22 protein-coding genes are annotated in these 23,589 nt (G+C 67.9%); 9 read left to right on the top strand and 13 right to left on the bottom strand.

What is annotated here, in order from left to right:
• Window positions 1–81 precede the first annotated feature (81 nt).
• From creD to ACTJLF_RS32510, 5 genes are all read left to right on the top strand, one after another.
• Window positions 82–1,581, top strand: coding sequence for a cell envelope integrity protein CreD (creD, locus tag ACTJLF_RS32530; protein WP_440884712.1), 1,500 nt, complete (start codon window positions 82–84; stop codon window positions 1,579–1,581).
• Window positions 1,578–2,870, top strand: coding sequence for a glycoside hydrolase family 3 N-terminal domain-containing protein (locus ACTJLF_RS32525; protein WP_440884711.1), 1,293 nt, complete (start codon window positions 1,578–1,580; stop codon window positions 2,868–2,870). Before creD ends, ACTJLF_RS32525 begins: the two co-directional genes overlap by 4 nt.
• A 17-nt stretch (window positions 2,871–2,887) precedes the next feature.
• Window positions 2,888–5,293 (top strand): penicillin-binding protein 1A, encoded by a 2,406-nt coding sequence (locus tag ACTJLF_RS32520; protein WP_440884710.1) that lies wholly within the window; start codon window positions 2,888–2,890, stop codon window positions 5,291–5,293.
• A 97-nt stretch (window positions 5,294–5,390) separates the two neighbouring features.
• The gene (locus ACTJLF_RS32515) at window positions 5,391–5,996 is read left to right on the top strand and encodes a hypothetical protein (protein WP_440884709.1); all 606 of its coding nucleotides are present in this window, start codon (window positions 5,391–5,393) and stop codon (window positions 5,994–5,996) included.
• The gene (locus ACTJLF_RS32510) at window positions 5,965–6,924 is read left to right on the top strand and encodes an acyl-CoA desaturase (protein WP_440884708.1); all 960 of its coding nucleotides are present in this window, start codon (window positions 5,965–5,967) and stop codon (window positions 6,922–6,924) included. Before ACTJLF_RS32515 ends, ACTJLF_RS32510 begins: the two co-directional genes overlap by 32 nt.
• On the opposite strand, the gene creC is transcribed toward ACTJLF_RS32510, so the two are convergent.
• Together creC and creB are read right to left on the bottom strand one after the other, a co-directional pair.
• The gene (gene creC, locus ACTJLF_RS32505; protein ID WP_019653631.1) at window positions 6,918–8,357 is read right to left on the bottom strand and encodes a two-component system sensor histidine kinase CreC; all 1,440 of its coding nucleotides are present in this window, start codon (window positions 8,355–8,357) and stop codon (window positions 6,918–6,920) included. The genes ACTJLF_RS32510 and creC overlap by 7 nt on opposite strands.
• A 112-nt stretch (window positions 8,358–8,469) precedes the next feature.
• Window positions 8,470–9,261 (bottom strand): two-component system response regulator CreB, encoded by a 792-nt coding sequence (gene creB, locus ACTJLF_RS32500; protein ID WP_440884707.1) that lies wholly within the window; start codon window positions 9,259–9,261, stop codon window positions 8,470–8,472.
• 566 nt (window positions 9,262–9,827) lie between these two features.
• Between creB and ACTJLF_RS32495 the strand changes: the two genes are divergently transcribed.
• Window positions 9,828–10,775, top strand: a complete 948-nt coding sequence (locus ACTJLF_RS32495; protein ID WP_440884706.1) for a YcjF family protein — start codon at window positions 9,828–9,830, stop codon at window positions 10,773–10,775.
• A 300-nt stretch (window positions 10,776–11,075) separates the two neighbouring features.
• Here the strand turns inward: ACTJLF_RS32495 and cueR are convergent, their stop codons facing one another.
• Window positions 11,076–11,477, bottom strand: a complete 402-nt coding sequence (cueR, locus tag ACTJLF_RS32490; protein ID WP_019653628.1) for a Cu(I)-responsive transcriptional regulator — start codon at window positions 11,475–11,477, stop codon at window positions 11,076–11,078.
• Complete coding sequence (locus ACTJLF_RS32485; protein ID WP_019653627.1) at window positions 11,474–11,668, bottom strand: heavy-metal-associated domain-containing protein; 195 nt, start codon at window positions 11,666–11,668, stop codon at window positions 11,474–11,476. The genes cueR and ACTJLF_RS32485 overlap by 4 nt, the downstream gene beginning before the upstream one ends.
• Window positions 11,669–11,842: 174 nt before the next feature.
• Between ACTJLF_RS32485 and ACTJLF_RS32480 the strand changes: the two genes are divergently transcribed.
• Window positions 11,843–14,095 (top strand): heavy metal translocating P-type ATPase, encoded by a 2,253-nt coding sequence (locus ACTJLF_RS32480; protein WP_145759456.1) that lies wholly within the window; start codon window positions 11,843–11,845, stop codon window positions 14,093–14,095.
• Between the two features lie 24 nt (window positions 14,096–14,119).
• Here the strand turns inward: ACTJLF_RS32480 and ACTJLF_RS32475 are convergent, their stop codons facing one another.
• Genes ACTJLF_RS32475 through ACTJLF_RS32455 form a run of 5 tightly spaced genes read right to left on the bottom strand, consistent with a single transcriptional unit; the run spans window position 14,120 to window position 18,297 of the window.
• The gene (locus tag ACTJLF_RS32475; RefSeq protein WP_309936436.1) at window positions 14,120–14,638 is read right to left on the bottom strand and encodes a GNAT family N-acetyltransferase; all 519 of its coding nucleotides are present in this window, start codon (window positions 14,636–14,638) and stop codon (window positions 14,120–14,122) included.
• 23 nt (window positions 14,639–14,661) lie between these two features.
• Window positions 14,662–15,792 carry a sterol desaturase family protein gene (locus ACTJLF_RS32470; protein WP_145759455.1) on the bottom strand — a complete coding sequence of 377 codons (1,131 nt, stop codon included), beginning with the start codon at window positions 15,790–15,792 and terminating at the stop codon, window positions 14,662–14,664.
• A 33-nt stretch (window positions 15,793–15,825) separates the two neighbouring features.
• Complete coding sequence (locus tag ACTJLF_RS32465; RefSeq protein ID WP_145759454.1) at window positions 15,826–17,109, bottom strand: beta-ketoacyl-[acyl-carrier-protein] synthase family protein; 1,284 nt, start codon at window positions 17,107–17,109, stop codon at window positions 15,826–15,828.
• Complete coding sequence (locus tag ACTJLF_RS32460; RefSeq protein ID WP_019653622.1) at window positions 17,106–17,402, bottom strand: acyl carrier protein; 297 nt, start codon at window positions 17,400–17,402, stop codon at window positions 17,106–17,108. Before ACTJLF_RS32460 ends, ACTJLF_RS32465 begins: the two co-directional genes overlap by 4 nt.
• Before the next feature lie 34 nt (window positions 17,403–17,436).
• On the bottom strand, window positions 17,437–18,297 hold the full coding sequence (locus ACTJLF_RS32455; protein WP_145759453.1) for an alpha/beta hydrolase: 861 nt from the start codon (window positions 18,295–18,297) through the stop codon (window positions 17,437–17,439).
• Between the two features lie 137 nt (window positions 18,298–18,434).
• Here ACTJLF_RS32455 and ACTJLF_RS32450 point away from each other — a divergent pair, with 137 nt between their 5' ends.
• Window positions 18,435–19,124, top strand: coding sequence for a response regulator transcription factor (locus ACTJLF_RS32450; RefSeq protein WP_019653620.1), 690 nt, complete (start codon window positions 18,435–18,437; stop codon window positions 19,122–19,124).
• A complete protein-coding gene (locus ACTJLF_RS32445) occupies window positions 19,121–20,548 on the top strand; it encodes a sensor histidine kinase (RefSeq protein WP_240649976.1) in 1,428 nt (475 codons plus the stop codon). The genes ACTJLF_RS32450 and ACTJLF_RS32445 overlap by 4 nt, the downstream gene beginning before the upstream one ends.
• 10 nt (window positions 20,549–20,558) lie before the next feature.
• Here ACTJLF_RS32445 and gloA2 read toward each other — a convergent pair whose 3' ends face one another.
• The 4 genes from gloA2 to ACTJLF_RS32425 form a co-directional block, all read right to left on the bottom strand.
• Complete coding sequence (gene gloA2, locus ACTJLF_RS32440; RefSeq protein ID WP_309936435.1) at window positions 20,559–21,320, bottom strand: SMU1112c/YaeR family gloxylase I-like metalloprotein; 762 nt, start codon at window positions 21,318–21,320, stop codon at window positions 20,559–20,561.
• The gene (locus ACTJLF_RS32435; RefSeq protein WP_145759452.1) at window positions 21,317–21,784 is read right to left on the bottom strand and encodes a GNAT family N-acetyltransferase; all 468 of its coding nucleotides are present in this window, start codon (window positions 21,782–21,784) and stop codon (window positions 21,317–21,319) included. The genes gloA2 and ACTJLF_RS32435 overlap by 4 nt, the downstream gene beginning before the upstream one ends.
• Window positions 21,781–22,266 carry a RidA family protein gene (locus ACTJLF_RS32430; protein ID WP_145759451.1) on the bottom strand — a complete coding sequence of 162 codons (486 nt, stop codon included), beginning with the start codon at window positions 22,264–22,266 and terminating at the stop codon, window positions 21,781–21,783. Before ACTJLF_RS32430 ends, ACTJLF_RS32435 begins: the two co-directional genes overlap by 4 nt.
• A 73-nt stretch (window positions 22,267–22,339) precedes the next feature.
• Window positions 22,340–23,443: an alkene reductase gene (locus ACTJLF_RS32425; protein ID WP_126183561.1), complete on the bottom strand. Its 1,104-nt coding sequence runs from the start codon at window positions 23,441–23,443 to the stop codon at window positions 22,340–22,342.
• Between the last annotated feature and the right edge of the window lie 146 nt (window positions 23,444–23,589).

Raw genomic sequence — 23,589 nt, 5'->3', positions numbered from 1 at the left:
GAGACGGCCCGGGCTCTTCACACGGCCTTCGGCTCGCGCGGCGAGCATCGCGGCCATCGCTACAGACGAGGAGAGAAAAACATGCTTCAACTGCTCAGGGTCGTGATGAGTTCCATGCTGGCCAAGGTCGCCGGCCTGCTCTTCCTGCTGCTGCTCCTTTGCATTCCGCTGGGGGAGATCGATTCGATCAACCGCGCACGCGGCGAGAGCCAGCGAGAGGCGGCCAGCGAGCTCGCCGCCACCTACGCCGGGCGCCAGACCATGGTGGGGCCGCTGCTGCTGGTGCCGTACGTGGAACGCTGGATGGAGCCGCTGCGCAACGCGCAGGGCAAGGTGATCGGCCAGGAGCCGCGCAGCAAGGAGATGGCCCACGTGGTGTTCCCCGACAAGCTGCACATCGAGGGCACGATGGCACCGCAGGAACGCTATCGCGGCATCTTCAAGATTCCCTTCTACACGCTCGACGCCACGCTCACCGGCGGCTTTACGGCCTTCGATTCCAAGGCCGTGACGCACAGCGAGGCCGATTCGAAGATCGAGTTCAAGGCTCCGCTGATCGCCTTCAACGTGAGCGACCTGCGCGGCCTCGATGGCTCGCCGGGCATGACCATGGGCGGCGAGGCCCTGCGCTTCAAGCAGCGTGTGCCGGGCCTGGACGACGACGCCTGGTTCGCCAACGGCATCCATGCACCGGTCACCGGCGCGGCGCTCGCGGCCTGGCAGGCCGGCACGCCGATCCCCTTCGAGATGAAACTGGGCCTGGTCGGGCAGGACACGCTCGCCATCGCGCCCATCGCCGAGGAAACCACCGCGCACCTGAGCTCGCCCTGGGCGCATCCCAGCTTCGGCGGCCGCTTCCTTGCGGTAGAACGCAGCGTGACGGCACAGGGCTTCGACGCCCGCTGGCGCGTGTCCTCGCTCGTGACCTCGGCACGCGAACAGGTGCGCGCAGGCCTTTCGGGCCGCGGCGGCGCAGTGGACGTGGCCAGCAGTGCCGACGTGGCGGCTTCGGCTGCCCCAGCCGTCGCGCCGCGCCGCAACCTGGGCCCTTTGCAGACCTTCGACGTGTCGCTCGCCCAGCCCATCAACGTCTATTCGATGAGCACGCGCGCCGGCAAGTACGGCGTGCTCTTCATCGGCCTGGTGCTGATGGCGGCCTTCATGTTCGAGCTGTTCCGCAAGCTGCGCCTGCATCCGATCCAGTACGGGCTGGTGGGCTTGTCGATCGCGCTCTTTTTCCTTCTGCTGCTGGCGCTGTCGGAGAAGTTCGCCTTCCGGTGGGCCTATGCCGGCGCGGCTTCGGCAAGCGTCGCGCTGCTGGCGGTGTACTTCAGCGCCGTGCTCGGCGGCTGGCGGCGCGGCATGTCGTTCGGCGCGTTCGTGGCGCTGCTGTACGGCGCACTCTATGGCCTGCTGGCTTCTGAAAGCAACGCGCTGCTGCTGGGTGCGCTGCTGATCTTCGGCATGCTGGCCACGCTGATGCTGGTGACGCGCAAGGTCGACTGGTATGCGCTCTCGCGCCGCGGCGAAGCGACGCCCGTGGCCCCCATGGCGGTACCTGGAACGCAGACCGCCGCATGAAGCTGCTGCGGATCGTCGCGGGTGCATCGGGCTGGCTGGCGCTGGCCGTGCTGTGGTTCTGGGCCTGGCACCTGAAGGATCCGCACCTGCGCTTCATGCGCGCGTGGGAACTGCCGCTTTTGTCGGCGTTGCTGCTCGGGGGCATCGCGATCGCGTGGCGTTTTGCACGAGGCACGCTGCGGCCCGTGGCGCTGGGACTGGCATTCGCAGCGCTGCTCACGGCGATCTGCCAGGAAGCGATGTCGCGCCAGCACCGCGCCGAGGTGAACGCCATGGAAGGCCCGCTCGCGCAGGCCGTGGGCGCGCATTTCATCGTCGGCTACGACGACGCCAGGGAACTGCGCGACCTGGCCCGCAAGGGATTGATCGGCGGCATCTTCGTCACCAGCCGCAACGTCCAGGGCCGAACAGCCGAGGAGCTGCGCGACGAGATCGCGGGCCTGCAGGCCTTGCGCAGTTCGGCCGGTCTTGCGCCGCTGATCGTCGCCACCGACCAGGAAGGCGGCGCCGTCTCCCGCCTGTCGCCGCTGGTCGAGCGCCAGCCCTCGCTCGCCTCGCTGCTCGAAGCCGACCTGCCCGACGATGAACTCGCCCGGCGCGCCCACGCCTACGGCTCGCAGCAGGGCAGGGCGCTCGCCGCGCTGGGCATCACGCTCAACTTCAGCCCCGTGGTCGACCTGCGCACCGGCCGCGCGCCAGGCCGGTGGGACTTCCATACCCGCATCGACGAACGCGCCATCTCGGCCGACCCGGCGGTCACTGCGCAGGTGGCGCTCACTTACGAGCTGGGCCTCGAATCGGCTGGGGTGCGAGGCACGCTCAAGCACTTTCCCGGCCTGGCGGACGTGGCCGAGGACACCCACCATTTCGCCGCCGAACTGCGCACGCCGGTCGCCCGGCTCTCGGCCCGCGACTGGAAGCCGTTTCAAGACGTATCGAAACATTCGGATGCGGCCATCATGCTCGGCCATGTCATCCTCGCGGAACTTGACGCCGCTTATCCGGTCTCTTTCTCGCGCAAAATCGTGCAACGGGTGATCCGCGGCGAGTGGGGCTACCAGGGCCTGCTCGTCACGGACGATCTCACGATGGGCGCGGCCTACAACCGCGGTCTCTGCGACGCCACTGTCCGTGCGCTCGACGGCGGGGTGGATCTTCTGCTTATCGCCTTCGACCACGACAAGTACTTCGATGCCATGCATTGCGCGCAGCGTGCTGCGCAGCAAGGCACGCTCGAGCTCCGGACGCCGGAACGCGGCAGCGTGCGGCGGCTCCAATCCTTTCGCTAGCCAAACAGGCATTTCCCATGTTCAAACGCTCAAACTCCAAGGCCCCCGGCGACGACGGCGCGGCGCCGCCCGGCTCCCGCTTCGACTGGAAGCGCATCGCCGGCTGGGGCGCCATCGGTGTCGGCTCCGGCGCGCTGGTGGTGCTGGTCGCGGCCATCGTCGCGGTGGTGACCATCTATCCGAAACTGCCCGACGTCTCGGAGCTTTCCGACTACCGCCCCAAGCTGCCGCTGCGCGTGTATTCGACGGAAGGCCAGCTGATCGGCGAGTTCGGTGAAGAGCGCCGCAACCTCACGCCCTTCGCCAACATTCCCAAGGTGATGAAGGACGCGGTGCTGGCCGTGGAGGACGCCCGCTTCTACGACCACGGCGGCGTCGACTACAAGGGCTTCGTGCGTGCCGCCGTGGCCAGCCTGAAGGGCGGACGCAAGCAGGGCGCGTCGACCATCACGATGCAGGTGGCGCGCAACGTGTACCTGAGCTCCGAGCGGACCATGAGCCGCAAGACCTACGAGATCCTGCTGGCGATGCGGCTCGAACAGCAGCTCACGAAGGACCAGATCCTCGAGATCTACCTGAACCAGATCTACCTCGGAAACCGCGCCTACGGTTTCGCCGCCGCGGCCGAGACCTACTTCGGCAAGCCGCTGCAGAACATCACCATCGCCGAGGCCGCGATGCTCGCGGGCCTGCCGAAGGCACCGGGCGCGAACAACCCGGTGGCCAACCCGCGCCGCGCGCGTGCGCGCCAGCTGTACGTGATCGACCGCATGCAGGAAACGGGGTTCATCACCGCCGAGCAGGCGGCCGCCGCGAAGAAGGAGGAACTGCACCTGCGCGATGCGGCCGACCCCAACCGCCTGCATGCCGAATACGTCGCCGAGACGGTGCGCCAGATGATGTACGCGCAGTACGGCGACAGCATCTACACCAGCGGCATGAAGGTCTACACCTCGATCGTGGCGGCCGACCAGGCGGCTGCCTACAGGTCGCTGCGCAAGGGCATCATGGACTACGAACGCCGCCAGCCCTACCGCGGCCCCGAGAAGTTCGTCGACCTGCCGACCGAGCAGAAGGAGATCGACGAAGCGGTGGACGACGCACTGGCCGAGCATCCCGACAACGGCGACGTGATCGCGGCCGTGGTGCTCGAAGCGAGCGCGAAGGAAATCAGCGCGGTGCGCGCGAACGGCGAAACCATCCAGGTCACCGGCGAGGGCCTCAAGCCCGCGCAGTCGGGCCTTGCCGCAAAGGCGCCGCCCAACATCAAGATCCGCCGCGGCGCGGTCATCCGCGTGGCGAGAACGCCGAAGAACACCTGGGAGATCACCCAGCTGCCCGAGGTGGAGGGCGCCTTCATCGGCATGGACCCGCGCAGCGGCGCCATCAAGGCGCTGGTGGGCGGCTTCGACTACGGCAAGAACAAGTTCAACCACGTGACGCAGGCCTGGCGCCAGCCGGGTTCGAGCTTCAAGCCCTTCATCTACTCGGCCGCGCTCGAGAAGGGCTTCACGCCCGCCACCGTGGTGAACGACGCGCCGCTGTACTTCGACGCCAGCGCCAACGGCGGCCAGCCCTGGGAGCCGAAGAACTTCGAGGGCACCTACGAGGGCCCGATGCCGCTGCGCACCGCGCTGATGAAGTCGAAGAACCTGGTCACGCTGCGCGTGCTGCAGTCGATCGGCGCGCCCTATGCGCAGGACTGGATCACGAAGTTCGGCTTCGACAAGGACAAGCATCCCGCCAACCTGCCGATGGGCCTGGGCGCCGGCTCGGTCACGCCGATGCAGATGGCGGTGGGCTACTCGGTGTTCGCCAACGGCGGCTACCGCGTCAATCCGTACCTGGTCACGCGCGTCACCGACCTGCGCGACAAGGTCATCATGGAAACCGAGCCGCCGGTGCTCGACGAGACGCGCCGCGCGATCCCGCAGCGCAACGCCTTCATCATGGATTCGCTGCTGCAGAGCGTGGTGCGCAACGGCACCGGTTTCAAGGCCTACCAGACGCTCAAGCGCGACGACCTCTTCGGCAAGACCGGCACCACCAACGATTCCTTCGACACCTGGTTTGCCGGCTTCCAGCCGACCATGGTGGGCATCGCGTGGGTCGGCTACGACACGCCGCGCCAGCTCGGCGTGCGCGGCGAGACCGGCGGCAGCCTGAGCCTGCCGATCTGGACCGGCTACATGCAGACCGCGCTGCAGGGCGTGCCGGTGACGCATCCGGCCCAGCCCGAGGGCGTGGTGAGCATCGACGGCGAGTGGTACTTCGACGACTTCACGCCGGGCCACAACGTGGCGAGCCTGGGCCTGGAGATCAGCGACACGCCGCCGCCGCCGGTCGAGCAGCTCACCGGCGCTCCCGTCGGTGCGCCGCCCCCGCCGGAGGAACGCAACCGGATCCTCGATTTCTTCCGGTAGCCGGGCTTCTTCGGGGAGCCGGAAGCGAAGGCGGGTTCGCGGTGCCTACACTCGGTACCGCCTCCCGCCTTTTCCTTTTTCTCCTTCTCCCGCATCCATGGAAATCCTCACCCTGGTGGCACTCGTCGCCGCCGGCTTCTACATCCTCAAGTCCAGGGAACAACGCCTGCGCATCGCCCTGCTGGCCAGCCACCTCGGCCGCTATCAGATCGAGAAGCTGATGGAAAGCCTCACCTCCGGCTACATGCGCTGCCTCGGCGAGGACGACGCCGAGCGCCGCCGCCAGATCTGGCAGATCCTGGGCAGCACCGAGGAAAAACTCTCCGGCCAGATCGACGGCTTCGCAGCCGAGTTCTCGCGCATGCCCGAACCCGTCACCCGCGTGAGCAAGCTGCCGGTGGCCGTTCCCCTCTTCACCCAGTTCTTTCCGTCGGCGACCTTCGACATGCGCCAGGCGTTGCTCATCCATGCACGCGGCATCGCCGGCGTGATGCGCAACGAAGAAGGCCGTACACCGAAGTCGAAGGCCTACATGATGTCGGCCGAGCTGTTCCTGCTGCAGCACACCTGCCACTGGTATTGCCGCTCGAAGACGGTGGCCTCGGCCCGCATGATCGGCCAGCACCAGACGCAGTATCTGCAGGCGCTGGGCGCGGCGAGCCCGCAGACGCGTGAAGCCTATCGCGCGCTGGTCGGGCGCTGAGCCTTTCGCGATGCTGCCCACGGGTCTCGATCACCATCGGGTTCACGCAGGGCAGGCCGATTTCGCCTGCGAAGGCGAGGTTCTGTATTCGCCAGTCAAGTCGCTCTGGTTCTCCGGCATGGCAGCCTCCGCGGCGGTGGGCGGCTTTTTCTGTTTCCGGTGGGATGCATTCGCGCTTTTCGTCGCCAGCACCGCGTTCGTGCTGCTGTTCGGCCATTCGCTCGGAAGCCATCGCCAGCTGATTCACCACAGCTTCCAATGTCCGCGATGGCTGCGCTGCGCCTTGATCTATTGCGGCGTCCTCGTCGGCCTGGCCGGTCCGCTGGGCATCCTTCGCCAACATGAGTTGCGCGACTATGCGCAACGTCTGCCAGACTGTCACGACTACCTGAGACACGGCCGCGGTTTCTGGACAGATGCGTGGTGGCAGCTTCACTGCGACCTCCATCTCGCGCATCCGCCCGGCATCCGGATCGAGCCGTTTGTCGCCAATGACCGGTTCCTGTACTGGCTGGAAAGAACCTGGATGCTGCAGCAACTGCCCATCGCGGTGCTCTTCCATCTCTGGGGCGGATGGGCTTTCGTCTTCTGGGGTGTGTGCGCGCGCGTCACCGCCGGTGTGCTGGGCCATTGGCTGATCGGCTGGTTCGCCCACAACCATGGCGAGATGAACTACGAAGTGCGCGGCGCCGCCGTGCAGGGACGCAACATTCCATGGACCTCGCTGCTGACCATGGGTGAAAGCTGGCACAACAACCACCATGCCTATCCGGGCTCGGCCCGGCTGGGACTTGCGCCCGGCGAATGGGACCCGGGCTGGTGGATGCTCCGGCTGTTCGAACGCTGTGGGCTCGCCTGGGAACTGCGTCAGCCGGAGTCGCTGCCGCCGCGCCCCGAGCTCGTCGAAATCCGATCGGTGGCTCAGTGATGCGATGACAGCGGCAGCGTCAGCGTTGCCACTGCTCCGCCGCGCGACGCATTGCCCAGGTCGATGCGGCCGTGGTGCAGGGCCGCGATCTCCTTGACGAACGCCAGGCCCAGGCCCGTGCTCTTCTTCTGGCTGTGCGGCCTCGCGAGCGAATAGAACTTCTGGAAGACCTTTTCCTGCGCGTAGTCCGGAATGCCGGGGCCGTGGTCGCGCACGCTCACGCGGGCGAGCTTGGAAGTGGTTTCCAGGGTGAGCAGCACCTCGCTGTCCGGCGGCGAGAAATCGATGGCGTTGTCGAGCAGGTTGCTGATGGCGCGACGCAGCAGGAACGGGTCGCCTTCGGTGCGGGCTTCGTTGCGGATGTTCACGAGCAGCCTGATGTTGCGCTTCGCAGCCGCGGGCTGCGCGCTCGCGGCGATGTCTTCGATCAGCGCGGCCAGCGACACGGCTTCGGTGCGGTCGAGCGCGCGCCGGGTTTCCAGCGCGGTGAGCTCCATCATGCGATCGACGATTTCCTGGATGCGCTGTGTCTCCCGCTCGATGTTCTTGAGGAAGCGTTCGCGCTCGGGGTGCGGCATCGACGGCTCCTGCAGCAGCTCGGCCGCGCCGCGGATGGCCGAGAGCGGGCTCTTCACCTCGTGCGTGAAGGTCTGCACGTAGTCGGCGACGTAGTTGCGCCCGGTGAGCGCGTCGCGCATCTCGCTGAAGCCGGTGCGCACGCCGTCGACCGCGCGGCGCGCCATGCGCGAGAGGCTCAGGGTGCGCTGGGCGCGCACCCAGGTCCAGTAGTCGCGGATCAGGCCGAAGGGCCGCACCAGCCAGACCGAGACGATCAAGGTGAGCAGCAGCAGCGCCAGCGCCGAACCCACGCCGACCCAGATGGTGCGCCCGCGCGCGTCTTCGACGAACTGGCCGAAGCTCTGCACCGGCTTGCCGACGCTGACCATGCCGACGATCTCGTTGTTCCAGCGGATCGGCGCACCCACGTACATGACCGAGGTGCGCGGGTCGCCGTCGACGTCGCGCGTGGTACGTGCGCCGTACACGCCGGCCAGCGTGCGGCTCACGTCGCTCCATTTCGAATAGTCGGCGCCGAGGTGCCTGCCTAGCGAATCGAACATCACGCGGCCGTTGCGGTCGGTGACGTACACGCGCAGTTCGACGCGGCTCTTGTGCAGGTTGTAGATCTGCGCCGAGAACTCGCGCGCATAGAGCGTGCGGAACAGGGGCTCGAGCCGCGCGGTGTTGATGGCACCGGCGATCACGTCCTGCTCGACCAGGCTGGCCACCAGCTGCGAAGTTTCGACAAGCGATTCCTCGGCCGATTCGCGGTAGCGCGGGTCGATGTCGGAGACGACGCGATAGAGAAGGAAGGCGATGCCTGCCGTGTAGATCAGCAGGATGCCGATGAATATCCGGGTGCGCCGTGTCAAGGCCTGGCTCTCCCCCAGGCTTGGGCCGCCCACCCCCTTGCGGGGGGCGACACCTGCGGCCCGGCAAAGCCGGTTCCGCGGGATTCCGCGAAAAGGCGGGCCAGGGCCGGCGTCATGCCCTTGATGGCAGTTCTTCGTTCAGCGCATAGCCGGTGCCGCGCAGCGTGCGGATCGGCTCCACGTCCGGCGCGATCGCCTTGAGCTTGGCGCGCAGGGTCTTGATGTGCGCGTCGACGGTGCGGTCGAAGCTGTCGCTGGCGTCGTCCCAGACCAGTTCGAGCAGTTCGTCGCGCGTGAAGACGCGGCCCGGGCGCTGCACGAGCAGCCGCAGCAGGCCGTATTCGTAGCGCGAGAGTTCGAGCAGCTTGCCGTAGTAGCGGATCTGCATGCGCTCGGTGTCCAGCGCGAAGGGCGATGCGGGGGTCTGGGAGGCCGCAGGAGCGCCGTTTGCCTGATTTTGCTGCCCCCCCACGTGGTTCGGGGCTGCGGCGCCCTGGGAGGCTCCTGAGCCGTTTCTGGCGCTGCGGCGCAGGATGGTCCGCACACGGGCGACCAGCTCTCTGGGGGAAAAGGGCTTGGCGATGTAGTCGTCGGCGCCCAGTTCGAGGCCGACCACGCGGTCTATCTCGTCGCTGCGGGCCGTCAGGAACACCATGGGTACCTCGGGGCCCCCCATGGACTGATTCAGCGCCTGCAGGCGCTTGAAGAGCTCGAAACCGTTGAGATCGGGCAGTCCGATGTCCAGGATGGCCAAGGCGGGTGGTTCCTGCGCGAACTGGGCGATGGCTTCCTCGGCGGTGGCGCACCACACGGGGACGAATCCGTCGCTCTTCAGGACGTATTGCAGCGTGTCGGCGATGCCCGACTCGTCTTCGGCGATCAGGATCCGGGGTTTGAAGCTCATCCGCGAATGTTAGCGAGGGGAGGAACGCCGGGAGGACCGGTTCCGGCCCCTGCATGCGGGACCGGCGCGGCCTTTCGCGGCTTTTTTTTCGGGCGCAGCTTTTCCTGTCCCCTATCTCTTGTTCTTCTTATTCAAATTAGTAGTAGTAGATAAGGGTCGCACCCTGCTGTGGACATGCCGTTTTTTTCGTTATGCGACAAGCACTTGTCATACCGCCGTCACTGTGCGCAGCCGCGCTTCCGGTTTGTACCCGCCACATGGACAACATTGGGTAACCCTTCGGGCCTGTGGATAAACCAGGCCTTGTTCCAGAAATGTCCCCAGACTTGTCCTTTGACGGCCCTTCCGAAATCTGCGAAAGGCGGTTTTCGTCCGGAGAAATTCATTGCTGAAAATTTGGGCAAACCAAGGATTCCTTAATGAAATCAATGGTTTGCGAGACCCCTACACAGAAGTGCCGACGTTATCCACAGAGTTGCCCAAGTTTTGTGGGGAGAAAGGCCGAAGGAACCTTCGGGCCGCGGCTCCGACCCCACCGAATCGTCGAAATCGAGGAAATATCGAACATGTCACCTTCTGAAACAAAGTCGATCGTTACCCTGAGCCTGCTGGCCGCCTTCGTCGACGGCGAGAAGCACGAGCGCGAGCGCGCCGAGATCAAGCGCATCGCGGAAGGGCTGTCGCAGGCCGACGGGTTGAACCTGCCCACGCTCTACCAGGATGTGCTGATGAAGCGGGTGTCGCTGGCCTCGGTGGCGGGCGAGCTCAGGAGCACGGAAGCGAGGCAGCTCGCCTACGAGATGGCGGTGTGCGTCTGCGATGCGGACGGCACGCAGTCGGAGGCGGAGCGGATGTTCCTGGCGGACGTGCGCACCTCGCTGGGCCTGGACGCTTCGGCGGCCGCTTTCTCGCAGAAGGCCGAGGAGATCGCCGCCGTGCCCGTGGCGGCCACCGCAGCGGCAGCCGCGGCGTCGGTGCCCGTTGCACCGAAGAACCCCGACACGGCGGAACTGGACAAGTCGATCCTCAACGCCTCCATCCTCAACGGAGCGCTCGAGCTGCTGCCCGAGACGCTCTCGACGATGGCGATCATTCCGCTGCAGATGAAGCTGGTCTACCGCATCGGCAAGTCGTATGGATACGAGCTCGACAGCGGCCACATCAAGGATTTCCTGGCGACGGTCGGCGTGGGCCTGACCTCGCAGTACCTGGAGCAGGCCGGGCGCAAGCTGCTCGGCAGCCTGCTAGGCAAGGTCGGCGGCGGACTGCTGCGCGGGCTGGGCAACCAGGCCGTGAGTTCGGGCATGAGCTTCGCATCGACCTACGCCCTGGGCCACGTGGCCAAGCGCTACTACGCCGGCGGCCGCACGCTCTCGGCGCAGACGCTGAAGGACGCCTTCTCGGGCGTGGTGAAGGAAGGCCAGAACCTGCAGACGCAGTACCTGCCCGCCATCCAGGAGAAGGCCCGCACGCTGGATGCGGGCAAGGTGCTCTCGCTAGTCCGCGGCGCTTGAAGTACTTATTCCAGGAACACCGCGGAACCGGCTTCGCCGGGCCGCAGGTGTTGCCCCCGGCGAGGGGGTAGGCGAAGCGACACGAAGTGCGCGAAGCCTGGGGGAGTACTGAGGGCCTGCTCACACTGTTTCCGGGGTCGCGTTGGTGCCCCTTGGGGCACCAACCCTGCGGGAAGGGCAGCCAGGTCGCGCCACTCGGCGTTGTACTCCTAGCGCGTGCGCATGCACACGCGTCGTCGCGCGCCTTGATTGGCACGCCCTGGCTGCCCTTCGCGACCCCGGAAACAGTGTGAGCAGGCCCTAGTTCGCCAGGTCGTCCAGGATCGGGCATTCGGGCCGCGAGTCGCCGTGGCAGCAGTGCACCAGGTGCGCCAGCGTGCTGCGCATGGACTGCATGTCGGCGATGCGCTGCTCCAGTTCGCCCAGGTGCTTCTCGGCGATGCGCTTCACGCTCGAGCTGGCCCGGCGCCGGTTGTTCCACAGGCCGACCAGCTCGGCGATCTCTTCCATCGAGAAGCCCAGGTCGCGCGAGCGCTTGATGAAGCGCAGCGTGTGGATGTCGGCTTCTCCGTACTGGCGGTAGCCGCTCTCGGTGCGCGCCACCGCCGGCAGCAGGCCCAGGCTCTCGTAGTGGCGGACCATGCGGGCCGACACGCCCGATCGCTGCGCCGCTTCGCCGATGCTGACCGGGCCCGTCGTCATTGAACCGCGTACCCTGCGTTCTCGATGGCGGCCACGATGTCCTTGCGCGGCTGTTCGCTCAGCACGTCGACATGGCCCGTTTCCAGATCGACCGTGACCTGCGCCTCGGGATCCACCGTCTGTACCGCGTTCTGCACTGCGTTCACGCAGTGGCCGCAGCTCATGCCCGTGACCTGGAATTTCTGGCTCATCGTGTTGCTCCTTTGAGGGTGATTGATGATGATGACGAAGGAAAGCGGCCATCCGACCGATCAGGCGACCGCACGACCCGAAGTTTGAACCTTCCCACGATGTCAATGTCCAGGGAATGGGTTCTGGAACTCCACCCTTGACCTTGACATGGTGTGAGGCCTTAGCCTCGGGCCATGGAAAAAGTTCAGCATCTCCCGCAGATCCCCACCGCCACCCTCGACCTGTCCGTCGGCGGCATGACCTGCGCCTCGTGCGTGATGCGCGTCGAGCGTGCACTGAAGAACGTGCCCGGCGTGCAGGACGTGAGCGTGAATCTGGCGACCGAATCCGCCCGCGTGGTGACTGGCGGCGGGGAGGGCATCGAGGGCATGGACGCCCGACTGCGCCGCGCAGTGCGTGCCGCCGGTTATGAGCCCCGTACCCCGGACAGTGCTGCCGACGAGGCGACGCTTTCCCCCTGGGCCGGCTTCGCGCCCGTGGCGATCGGACTCGCGCTGTCGATTCCGCTGATGGCGCCGATGCTGGGCGATCTCTTCGGGCTCGACTGGATGCTGCCGCCGTGGCTCCAGTTGCTGCTCGCCGCGCCAGTGCAGTTCTGGCTGGGTGCGCGGTTCTACCGCGCGGGCTGGCATGCGCTGAAGGCGCGCACCGGCAACATGGACCTGCTGGTGGCGCTCGGTACCAGCGCGGCCTTCGGGCTCTCGCTGTGGCTCTGGTGGCGCGCCGTCGGCGGCGAGCATGCCGGCCACGGCATGGTGCCGCACCTGTACTTCGAGGCCTCGGCGGTGGTGATCACGCTGGTGCTGCTGGGCAAGTGGCTGGAGGCGCGCGCCAAGCGCCAGGCCACGTCGGCGATCCGCGCGCTGCAGCAGTTGCGGCCCGAGGTGGCGCATCTGCTCGACGCCCGCGGCAAGGAAAGCGATGTGCCGCTGGCCGAGGTGATGGTGGGCGACCGCCTCGCGGTACGGCCCGGCGAGCGCGTACCTGCCGATGCGAAGGTGGTCGAGGGGCATTCCGAAGTCGACGAATCGATGCTCACAGGCGAACCGCTGCCGGTGGCCAAGGGCCCGGGCGATGGGCTCACCGGCGGCGCGGTGAACGGCGATGGCCGCATGGTCGTCGAGGTGCGCGCGGTCGGCGCCGAAAGCGTGCTGGCGCGCATCATCCGCCTGGTGGAAGACGCGCAGGCCGCGAAGGCGCCGATCCAGCGGCTGGTGGACAAGGTCGCCGCCGTGTTCGTGCCGGTGGTCCTGCTGATCGCGCTGGCCACCTTCGCGGGCTGGATGGTGTCGGGCGCGGGCATCGAGACCGCGCTGATCCATGCGGTGGCCGTGCTCGTCATCGCCTGCCCGTGTGCGCTGGGCCTCGCGACGCCGGTTGCGGTGATGGCGGGTACCGGCGTGGCGGCACGGCATGGCGTGCTCATCAAGGATGCGCGCGCGCTCGAGATCGCGCACCGCGTCGACACTGTCGCCTTCGACAAGACCGGCACGCTGACCATCGGCCGCCCCGTGCTCACCGCGCTGGTTCCCGTGGCCGGCGCTGCGGCCTCGCAAGACAGGCTGCTGGCCACCGCCGCGAGCCTGCAAGGCGGCAGCGAGCATCCGCTGGCGAAGGCCGTTCTTTCAGCAGCAGCGCAGCGCAACCTGCAGGTGCCCGCGCTGGGCGCGATGCAGGCATCGCCGGGACGCGGCGTGCGCGGCGAGGTCGAGGGCGTCCAATGGGCCATCGCCAGCCTGCGCTGGTGCCGCGAGCTCGACGCGATGCCAGACGGCGCGGAAGTCGAGCGCCTGCAGTCCCAGGGCGCGACCGTCTCCGCACTGCTGCGCTTCGACGAAGCCGGCGCCGCGCATGTGCAGGCCCTGCTTGCATTCGCCGACGAACCCAAGCCGCAGGCGGCCGAAGCCATTCGCACGCTGCGTGCGCGCGGGCTGCGCGTGGTGATGATTTCCGGCGACAACCTGCGTGCGGCGCAGGCGATGGCGGCAAGGCTGGGCATTGCGGCGGAAGACGTCCGCGCCGACGTGCTGCCGGCCGACAAGGCCGCGCAGGTCAGCGCTCTTCGAAGCAACGGACACGTGGTCGCGATGGTCGGCGACGGTGCCAACGACGCGCCCGCGCTCGCGGCGGCCGACGTCGGTATCGCGATGGCGCCTTCGGGCGGCGGTACCGACGTGGCGATGGAAGCCGCGGGCATCACGCTGATGCGCGGCGATCTCGCGCTGGTCGCGCAGGCCTTCGAGCTCTCGGGCCGCACGGTGGCGAAGATTCGCCAGAACCTGTTCTGGGCCTTCGCCTACAACGTGGCCGGCATTCCGCTCGCCGCCTTCGGGCTGCTGAGCCCGGTGGTGGCCGGTGCGGCGATGGCGCTGTCGAGCGTCAGCGTGATGGCCAATGCGCTGCTGCTGCGGCGCTGGAAGCCCTGAGCTTGTCGCGCCCGGCGCTCACGCTCAGTCGAACAGCAGCGCCATGATGTGGTCGTCGATGGCCTGCGCATCCGAGGCGCGCTTGTAGAAACTGCGCAGCGTGCCCTCGCGTTCGAAGCCGAGTTTTTCGTAGAAGCGCAGCGCAGGTGCGTTGTCGCTCTCCACGATGAGCTCGATGCGCTTGACGCCCTCCGACTTGAGCCGCTCGATCGCGTCCGTGACCATCGCCATCGCGATGCCCTGGCCATGCAGCGCGGGGTCGACCGCGAGCGTGCCGAGTCCGGCCACGTGCCGCACGCGGCCCGTGTAGCGCGATGCGCGGTAGAAGCCGGCGATGCGACCGTCGCGTTCGTAGATGAAGAAGTCGCCGCCGTCGAGCAGCTGCCTGTAGATCGGCCTGAAGTCTTCCAGCGGCATCGGGTCGTAGCCCAGGTAGGGCACGACCTTCTCGTGCATGTAGAGGGCGAAGACGGTGTCGATGTCTTCGGGAGTGGCCGGCCTGCGCATGATGGGATGCCCCGCAACGATGAAGGCGCCGAGCATAGCGGGCGCCGCCGCGATGCCGTTCAGCCGGCGAGCAGCACCGCCGACACCGCCAGAAGCATCGCCTGCGCGCACCAGGCCCATCGCAGGCGAAGCCGCGAATCGAGCACCGCGCCGATGGACCAGAAGCCGCCGACCGAGAGCGCGAGAAGCGTCAGCCCGGTGTGGAATGCGAGATCGTCCGCGCGCCAGAGAAAGGCCAGCGTCACGCCGACCCAGCATGCGAAGTGGAGGGCGGCCGAGGCGACCTGCGCGCGCGTGAGCGCGGGAGCGTGGATGTGCATCGCTTCTTCCAACGAGAACGCGGCTTCAGGGAAGCGTGCCGCCACGTCGGCCGGCCGCCAGCCCGGCGGCTTGAACCACACGGCGATCTTGTCCCGCCAGCGTTTCGTGTGCCAGGCATCGCGCAGCAGCGGCACGTAGGGACCGAGGATCGCGCGCATCGGGTCGAAGCTCGCGAGCGCCTTGCGCGTGCCGTAGATGCAGCGTTCGGTCTCTTCGGCGAAGGTGCCGAACATGCGATCCCACACCACCAGCATGCCGCCGTAGTTGCGGTCGATGTAGCGGTCGTTCACCGCGTGGTGCACGCGATGGTTCGAGGGCGAGGAGAACACGCGGTCGAACCAGCCCAGCTTGCCGATGTGCTCGGTGTGGATCCAGAACTGGTAGACCAGCACGATCAGCCCCGCGAGGCCGAACTGCTCCGGCGGCACGCCGATGACGGCCATCGGCAGGTAGAAGGCCCAGCCTAGGAATGCGACCGTGCTCTCCTGCCGCAGCGCGGTGGAGAAGTTGAAGTGCTGGCTCTGGTGGTGCACCGAGTGCGCGGCCCAGAACACGGCCGACCTGTGACCTGCGCGATGCAGCCAGTAGTCGAAGAAGTCGAACAGCAGCACCGCGGCGATCCAGCCCATGGCGCTGTCCCAGAAGGCGGGCCGCGTCCAGATCGCGACCATCGGATAGGCCATGGCGTACAGGCCGATCTGGAACAGCTGCGTGCACACCGCGAGCGCCTGGCTCAGCAGGCCCTGGCTCAGGCTGCCGATGGTGTCGCCGAAGCGGTAGGTGTTGCGCCGCTTCAGCCAGCCCCAGGCGAACTCGCACGCCATGAGCAGCGCGAACACCGGCACCACGAAAACGACCAGCCGATGCACCGCGCGATTTTTCAGGAAGCGTTCAGCGAGTCTTCAGTGATCGGCCGCGCGGCCGGCCACGATGACTGCGTTGGTGCCGCCAAAGGCGAACGAATTCGACAGCGCATAGCGCATGCCCTTGGCTTCACGGGCCTCGCCCTGCACGAAGTCGAGATCGAACGCCGCATCGGGCGTCTGCAGGTTGGCGATGGGCGGCAGCGTCTCGCGCGCCAGCGCGCGCAGCGCCGCGACAAGCTCGATCGCACCGCCGCCGCCGAGCACGTGGCCGTGGATGGCCTTGGTGGCGCTCACCGGCACGGTGTTGCCGAACACCTCGCGGATCGATGCGGCCTCGGCTGCATCGCCGGCCGAGGTGGCCGTGCCGTGTGCGTTGATGTGGCCGATCTCGGAAGCCTCGATGCCCGCGTCGCGCAGCGCGGCGCGCATCACGCGCACCTGGCCTGCGGTGTCGGGGTTGGTGATGTGCGTGCCGTCGCAGTTGGTGGCGTAGCCCGCGAGCACGAAGGGCGCGGCTTCTGCGCCGCGCGCAGCGGCGTGCGCTTCCGATTCGAGCACAAGTGCGGCCGCGCCCTCGCCGATGGCGAAGCCCGCGCGGTCGCCCGAGAAGGGGCGGCAGGCGGTCGACGGCGCATCGGCCGGCGGCGGCGCCATCACGCGCATGGCGTGCCAGCTGGCCATCACGCCGGGCGTGAGCATGGCGTCGTGGCCGCCGACGATGGCGACGTCGATCCAGCCGCCGCGGATGGCGCGCATCGCCTCGCCGATGGCCACCGCCGAGGAGGCGCAGGCACAGGCGTAGGCGATGGCCGAGCCGCGCGCGCCGAAGTGCAGCGCGAGCTCCGCCACGGCGGCGTTGGGCATCACGGTGAGCACGGTGGTCGGGCGCATGCGGCGCTGCTCGCCGTAGAGCGCGCTGGTGGTGTTGTCGAAGCTGCCGGCTCCCGCGAGGCCGCAGCCCCAGAAGATGCCGAGGCGGTCGCGGTCGATGGATTCGAGGTCGAGCTTCGCTTCGGCGGCGGCGTCCTGGGCGGCGGTGAGCGCCATCGCGGTGCCGCGGTCCAGCGGCAGGCGAGAGGTGCTGCGAATGCCGTTCGAGTCGAAGTCGCAGGCCGCGACGGCCAGCGACATCGGGTCCATGCCCTTGATCTCCAGCGTCTGCGCGCGCACGGCAGAGCGGCCCGCGAAGAGCGCTTCGTCGAAGGCCTCCACGGTGCGGCCGATGGGCGTGACGAAGCCGATGCCGCTCACGCGCACGGGGGCCGATGCGGCGCGCGCGGCCGAGGCCGCGAGCACGGAATGCGCTGCGCCGCTGCTCATGCCGTTGCTTCGGCGGGCTGCGCCGCGACGTCGCCCGCGCTCTCCGCGTCGATCACTTCGCACAGGCGCTGCAGCGTGATGCCGGCTTCGCGCGGATCGAGGCGCTCCTCGGGAATGCGCAGGTGGAAGGCGTCCTCGACCGCGAAGACGAACTCCATCAGCGCGAGCGAGTCGAGGCCGAGGTCGGTCAGCGCGGTGGCCGGCGAGACGGCCGCGGGGTCGACGCGGAAGTCGTCACGCAGGATCGCGGCGATGGTGTTGAAGGTGGGCGAGAAGAGATCGGAAGAAGACATGGAGATGCTTTCCTTTCGGGCGTGATCGGGGTTGTCAGGCGTACAGCGGATGCTCGGGCATCGTGCCATGCGCCACCGCTTCGACGAATGACACTGTTTCGCTCACGACCTGTTGACGATCGTTGTCGATCGTGATCATGTGGTAGCTGTTGGCCACCACGACGGCACGGAATGCGCGGCAGCGAAGGCCGCGCGCGAGGATGCCCAGGTTGGCCACGCTGGCCACCTCGTCCTGCTGGGCATGCAGCGCGAGCACGTTGTGGCACTGCACGCGCTCGAGGTTGCGGCGCACGTGACGGATGAGCCGGTCGTGCTCGCGCAGGTGGCCCACCCCGATGACCGAGCTGCCAGCGCGCGAGATCTTGCGGTGGCGCAACTCGCGCTCGATCCAGGCGCGCACGCGTTCGTTCTTGACGCCGTAGGGCGGGCGCTCGCGGTATTGCCAGAGCCGGCCCAGCGGCGTGTAGAAGGCCAGCGGCAGCAGGAACTGCGTGCGCGGAATGGCCCAGCCGTCGAACCGCAGCGTGGTCGACATGAGCACCAGCGCGTCGACGTCGCTGCCGCAGCGGATGGCTGCGCCCAGGGCCAGCGAGGAACCGGCCGAGATGCCGATGAGCATCACGCGGTCGTGGCGCTCGCGCAGCGACTTCACCTGCGCCTGGATCGCGTCGAGCCAGCGTTCGTAGGGCGCCGCGTGCTGCAGCGGTGCGCTGGGGTCGAACGAGTAGCCCTCGATCGAAAGCGGATAGACCGGATAGCCCCGGCTGCGCAGCGCCGACTGCACGGTCAGCAACTCGTCAGGCGTGCTGCATAAACCATGCAGCAGGACCACCGCGGTGCCTTGCACCTCGGGAGGAACCAGGCTCAGCAGATCGGAGGGTTCGCGCGCACTCATCGTGTGGTTCGGGCCATGAAAATGGCCCGTGATTCATCGTGCTGTCGTATGCTCATGCTGCGTTTATCGCTTGGAGCGACTGACCGGCCGCTGACCCGTCGTTCGCAAGGCAGATTACCCCCAACCATTCAGAGACCATGCGAATTCTGCTTGTCGAAGACGACACCGTTCTGCGCGATGTGATGGTGCGCAGCCTTGCCGATGCAGGCCATCGCGTCGACGTTTCCACCAACGTCGAAGACGCCGATCACCTGTGGCGCGTGCAGCCCTTCGACGCAGTGCTGCTCGATCTCAACCTGCCCGCCACAGCGAGCCCTACCAGCGGCCTTGCAAGCGGCCTCACGGCGCTGCGGCAGGCGCGTGCGCGCGGCGACCGCACACCGGTGCTCGTGCTCACGGCGCGCGGGCGAACCGAGGAACGCATCGCCGGCCTCGACGCAGGTGCCGACGACTACCTCGGCAAGCCCTTCGACCTGGCCGAGGTCGAAGCCCGCCTGCGCGCGCTGGTGCGCCGCGCCAAGGGCACGGAAGACATCGTGCTGCTGGGCCAGCTCAAGCTCGACCGCAAGGCACGCCGCTTCTCCACTGCGAACGGCCCGCTCGACCTGCCCGCGCGCGAGTTCGAGGTGCTGTGGGAGCTCATGAGCCCGCCGGGGCGCACGGTGAGCAAGCGTGCGCTGTCCGACAAGCTCTCGAGCTTCGACGAATCGCTCGGCGACAACGCGCTGGAGGCCTTCATCTCCCGCCTGCGCAAGAAACTGCAGGGCACGGGCGCGAGCATCCGCACGCTGCGCGGCATCGGCTACCTGCTCGAAGCCGAGGTGTGATCGACGCCGGTCCGCGCGTGAACGGGCAGCAGCAACAGACCATCGCCGAATCGCAGACGGCTGCGGTGCGCGCGCCGTCGCTCACGCAGCGCGTGCTGCGCAACGTGCTGGTGCCGCTGGCGCTCACGTGGATGGTCGGCGCGGTCATCGCGCTGGTCATCGCCAACTACTTCTCCGAACAGGCCTTCGACCGCGGCATGCTCGACGACGCCTATGCGCTGTCGGCCAACGTGCAGGCCGGCGAGCGCGGCATCGAGCTGATGCTCTCTCCGCGCGAGGTGGCCACCGTGCTCTTCGACCAGGTCGACAAGGTGTACTTCGCGGTGCAGCGGCTCGACGGCTCGCTGATCTCGGGCCAGGCGGGCCTGCAGGCGCCGCTGCCGGTGGACGGCTCGCGCTACCGCTTCTCCGACGTGAACTACGAAGGCAGCACGCTGCGTGCGGTGGTGCTCGAGCACGACGCCGAGCCCGACATCAGCATGCCCTACCGCGTGATCATCGCGCAGACCACGCTGAGCCGAACCGCGCTGGTGCGGCAGCTGCTGGGCTATGCGCTCGCGCCGCAGATCGTGCTGCTGATCCTGCTCGCGGTATGGCTCTGGCATGGCATCCGCAGCGACCTGCGGCCCCTGGGCGACCTGCAGCGCGCGCTCGACCGGCGCGACGTGCGCGATCTTTCCCCGGTGCCGGTGGTGCAGACCTCGCGCGAGATCCAGCGCCTGGGCAATGCGGTCAATTCGCTGTTCGAGCGGCTGGGCAACAGCGTGCAGGCGCAGCGCGAGTTCGTGGGCAACGTGGCGCATGAGCTGCGCACGCCGCTGGCGGGCATCCGCGCGCTGGCCGAATACGGCCTGGCCCAGCACGACACCAAGGTATGGCGCGAGCAGCTCGAGCGCGTTTCGGAGCGCCAGGCGCGCGCCAGCCACCTCATCGACCAGCTGCTGGCGCTCGCACTGGCCGAGGAGGCGCGCACAGAGCTCAAGCGCGTGCCGGTGCGCCTCGACGTGCTGGCCGAGCAGACGGTGCTGCGGCACCTGGCGCGTGCGGATGCGCGCGGTGTCGACCTGGGCGCGCGCGGCCTCGACGACGGCGTGATCGTGAACGCCAACGAGGCGCTGGTCGAAGGCATCCTCGACAACCTGATCGACAACGCGCTGCGCTACGGCGGGCGCACCATCACCGTCGAGCTCGCTGGCCATACGCTGAGCGTGATCGACGACGGCCCGGGCATTCCACTGGAAGCACAGCGCGACCTGATGCAGCGGTGGGCGCAAGGCCCGGCGGGAGAGAAGCTGGGGCAGGGCTCCGGGCTTGGCCTGTCGATCGTCTCGCGCTACGCCGAACTGCTGGGCGCGGAGCTGCGGCTCGAGGCCGCCGAGCCCACGGGGCTGCGTGTCAGCGTGGCGTTCGGCGAAGTGGCCTGAACTGCGGCGCTCAGGCCAGCGGCGTGCCCTGGTGGAAGGCCATGCGCCAGCGGCCGGCGCGCAGTTTCCACAGCGAGCTGCGAAGCGAGTCCGCAGCAGGACGCTCGGGAATGGCTTCGCGATGCGCGCGGTAGGTGACCAGCGCCACGTCGGGTGCCAGGCGCTTCACGCGGAAGTCCGAGATCGTGCGTTCGGAAAACGCCTCGTCGCGCAGCGCCTCCACGATGGCGGCACGCGTCCACACCGTGCCTGAGACGCCGAGCTCGTGGAAGTCGTCGTCGAGCAGTTCCTCAAGCCGGGCGGCGCTCGCACGCACCTCGCGCAGGAGCAGCGCGCTCTCTAGCTCCAGCAGCAGCGCTTCGAGGTCCTTGCCTGGTGCGGCTTCGTAGAGTTCGAGCGGCAGGCCGTCGGGGTCGGCGAAGAAGGTGAAGCGCCGGCCCGTGTATTCGTCGATGCGCAAGGGCTCCACGGCGATGCCCTGCGCCGCGAGTTCGGCGGCGGCGGCCTGCACGTCGTGCACTTCGAAGGACAGGTGCCGCAGGCCCTGTGCTTCGGGGCGGGTCGGCCGCGCGGGTGCGTCGGGGAAGGAGAAGAGTTCGATCTGCGAGCCATCGGGCAGGGCGAGGTCGAGCTTGTAGGAATCGCGGGCTGTACGGTAGTTTTCCGCGATCACTCGCAGCCCGAGCACCTCGGTGTAGAAGCGCTTCGATATCGCGTAGTTTGAACAGATGACGGCGACGTGATGGATGCGTTCGAGCTGCATCGTGGTCATCGCTTTCTCAGTTGCTTGCGGAGAAAGACGCGCGTGCGCTCGGCGAAGGCGAGTCGCTTGTACTCGACGTAGCCGATGCGTTCGTACAGTGCGCGGTTCTCGGTCATCTTCTCGTTGGTGAAGAGGTAGACCGAGTCGTGGCCCTGCCGCAGCGCTTCGTGCTCCGCGAGCTCGAGCAATGCGCGGCCCACGCCGGTGCCCTGCTGCGCGGGGCGCACCGCGATCACGTCGATCAGGAAGCCTTCGTCGGTGACGTCGAGCACCAGTGCGGCGACGATTCGCTCCTGCTGCTGCGCGACCCAGACCTGCGCGTTGGCGATCGCCGCGCCGTAGTCCTTCGTCATCGGAATAGGCGTGAGGCCGAGGCGCGGAATGTAGTGGCGAAAGGCTTCCACAGCGCATTCGCCGACGGCCGGGGCATCGGCGATGTCCGCGCGCCGCAGGGTCCATGGCGCGGCGCTCATGCGTTGAACTCCACCTCGCCTTCGATCTCCACGGGGATGTTGAAAGGCAGCTCCGCCATGCCCACCGCGCTGCGCGAATGCGCGCCGACGTCGGGCCCGAAGATTTCGAGGATGAGATCGGAGAAGCCGTTGATGACGGCCGGCTGCCTGTCGAAGCCCGGAGCGCTCGCGACCATGCCGAACACCCGCGTCCACGCGGTGATGCGGTCGAGGTCGCCGAGCGCGCGCTGCAGGCTGCCGAGCATCGCAAGCGCGGTGAGACGCGCGGCGGTGTAGCCCTGTTCCACGCTCAACTCGCGGCCCAGCTTGCCCAGCGGCGCGGCGATGGTGCCGTCGGCGTTGAGCGGGCCGTGGCCCGAGATGAGTGCGCGCCTGCCGACGACGCGCACGAACTGGAAGGGCAGCACGACGCCGGGAGGCGGCGTTACTGCGGGCGGAAGAACGAGGCCGAGCGCGGCCAGTCGTTGCTCGATGCGGGCCATGGCATTTCTCTCCTTGGGATGGCGGACACGAAGCGTCCGCCATCTTGCCATGGCCCTCGCTGCTGCTTCGGGCTCAGGCCAGCGTCGGATAGTCCGTGTAGCCCTTGGCGCCGCCGCCGTACATCGTGGCCTTGTCGAGCGGGTTCAGCGGTGCGTTCTCGCGCAGGCGGCGCACGAGGTCGGGGTTGGAGATGAAGGGCTTGCCGAAGGCCACGAGGTCGTCGCCTTCCTTCAGTGCCTCTTCGGCGAGCGGACGGTCGTAGCCGTTGTTGACCATCCAAGCGGCCTTGCCGCCGGCCTCGCGGTATGCGGCCTTGAGGGCTTCGTAGTCGAAGGGGCGGTCCTCGATCTCACGCGGGCCGCCGGTGGCGCCTTCGATGATGTGGATGTAGGCCAGATTGAGCGTCGCGAGCTGCTTCACCACGTAGGTGAAGAGGGGCTGCGGGTCGCTGTCGTAGGCGTCGTTGGCGGGCGTGACGGGCGACAGGCGGATGCCGGTCTTGCCGCCGCCCACGGCGTCGACCACGGCACGCGTGACTTCGAGCAGCAGGCGGGCGCGGTTCTCGATGCTGCCGCCGTAGTCGTCGGTGCGCTTGTTGCTGCCGTCCTTCAGGAACTGGTCGAGCAGGTAGCCGTTGGCGCCGTGGATCTCCACGCCGTCGAAGCCGGCCGTCTCCACCGCGCTGCGGGCGGCCACGGCGTAGGAATGGACGATGCCCGGCAGTTCGCCGGCATCGAGCGCGCGCGGCTCGGAGGTGTCGACGAAGGTGGGCACGCCGTCCTTGATGAGCACGGTCTTCGTCTTGGCGGTGATGGCCGAGGGGGCGACGGGCTTTCCGCCATCGGGTTGCAGTTCGTTGTGCGAGACGCGGCCCACATGCCACAGCTGCACCACGATCTTGCCGCCCTTGGCGTGCACGGCTTCGGTGACGCGCTTCCAGCTGTCGAGCTGCTCGGTGCCGTAGAGGCCGGGCACGTCGGAGTAGCCCTGGCCCTGGTGGCTGATGGCGGTGGCTTCGGTGATGAGCAGGCCGGCGCTGGCGCGCTGGGCGTAGTAGGTGGCGGCGATGTCGGGCGGAATGGCGTTCGGCGAGCGGTTGCGCGTGAGCGGCGCCATGACGATGCGGTTGGCGAGCTTCAGGTCGCCGGCCTGTACGGGATCGAAAAGAGTGGACATCGTGCGATCGAAAGCAGAGTTGATACGGGGCGCAAGGCTAAGCGCGCAGCCTCAACCCTGCTGTCGCACGGTTGACGGATTGGTGCTAGGGCCTGTCCCGTTTATTCGACGGCAGAGGCGAGATAGTTTTTCGAGGATTGAGTCGG

The sequence above is a fragment of the Variovorax sp. 22077 genome (assembly GCF_052044195.1).
Taxonomy (GTDB): domain Bacteria; phylum Pseudomonadota; class Gammaproteobacteria; order Burkholderiales; family Burkholderiaceae_C; genus Variovorax; species Variovorax atrisoli.
Note: the sequence above shows the minus strand (reverse complement) of the source record. Positions and strands in the feature narration are given on the sequence as shown.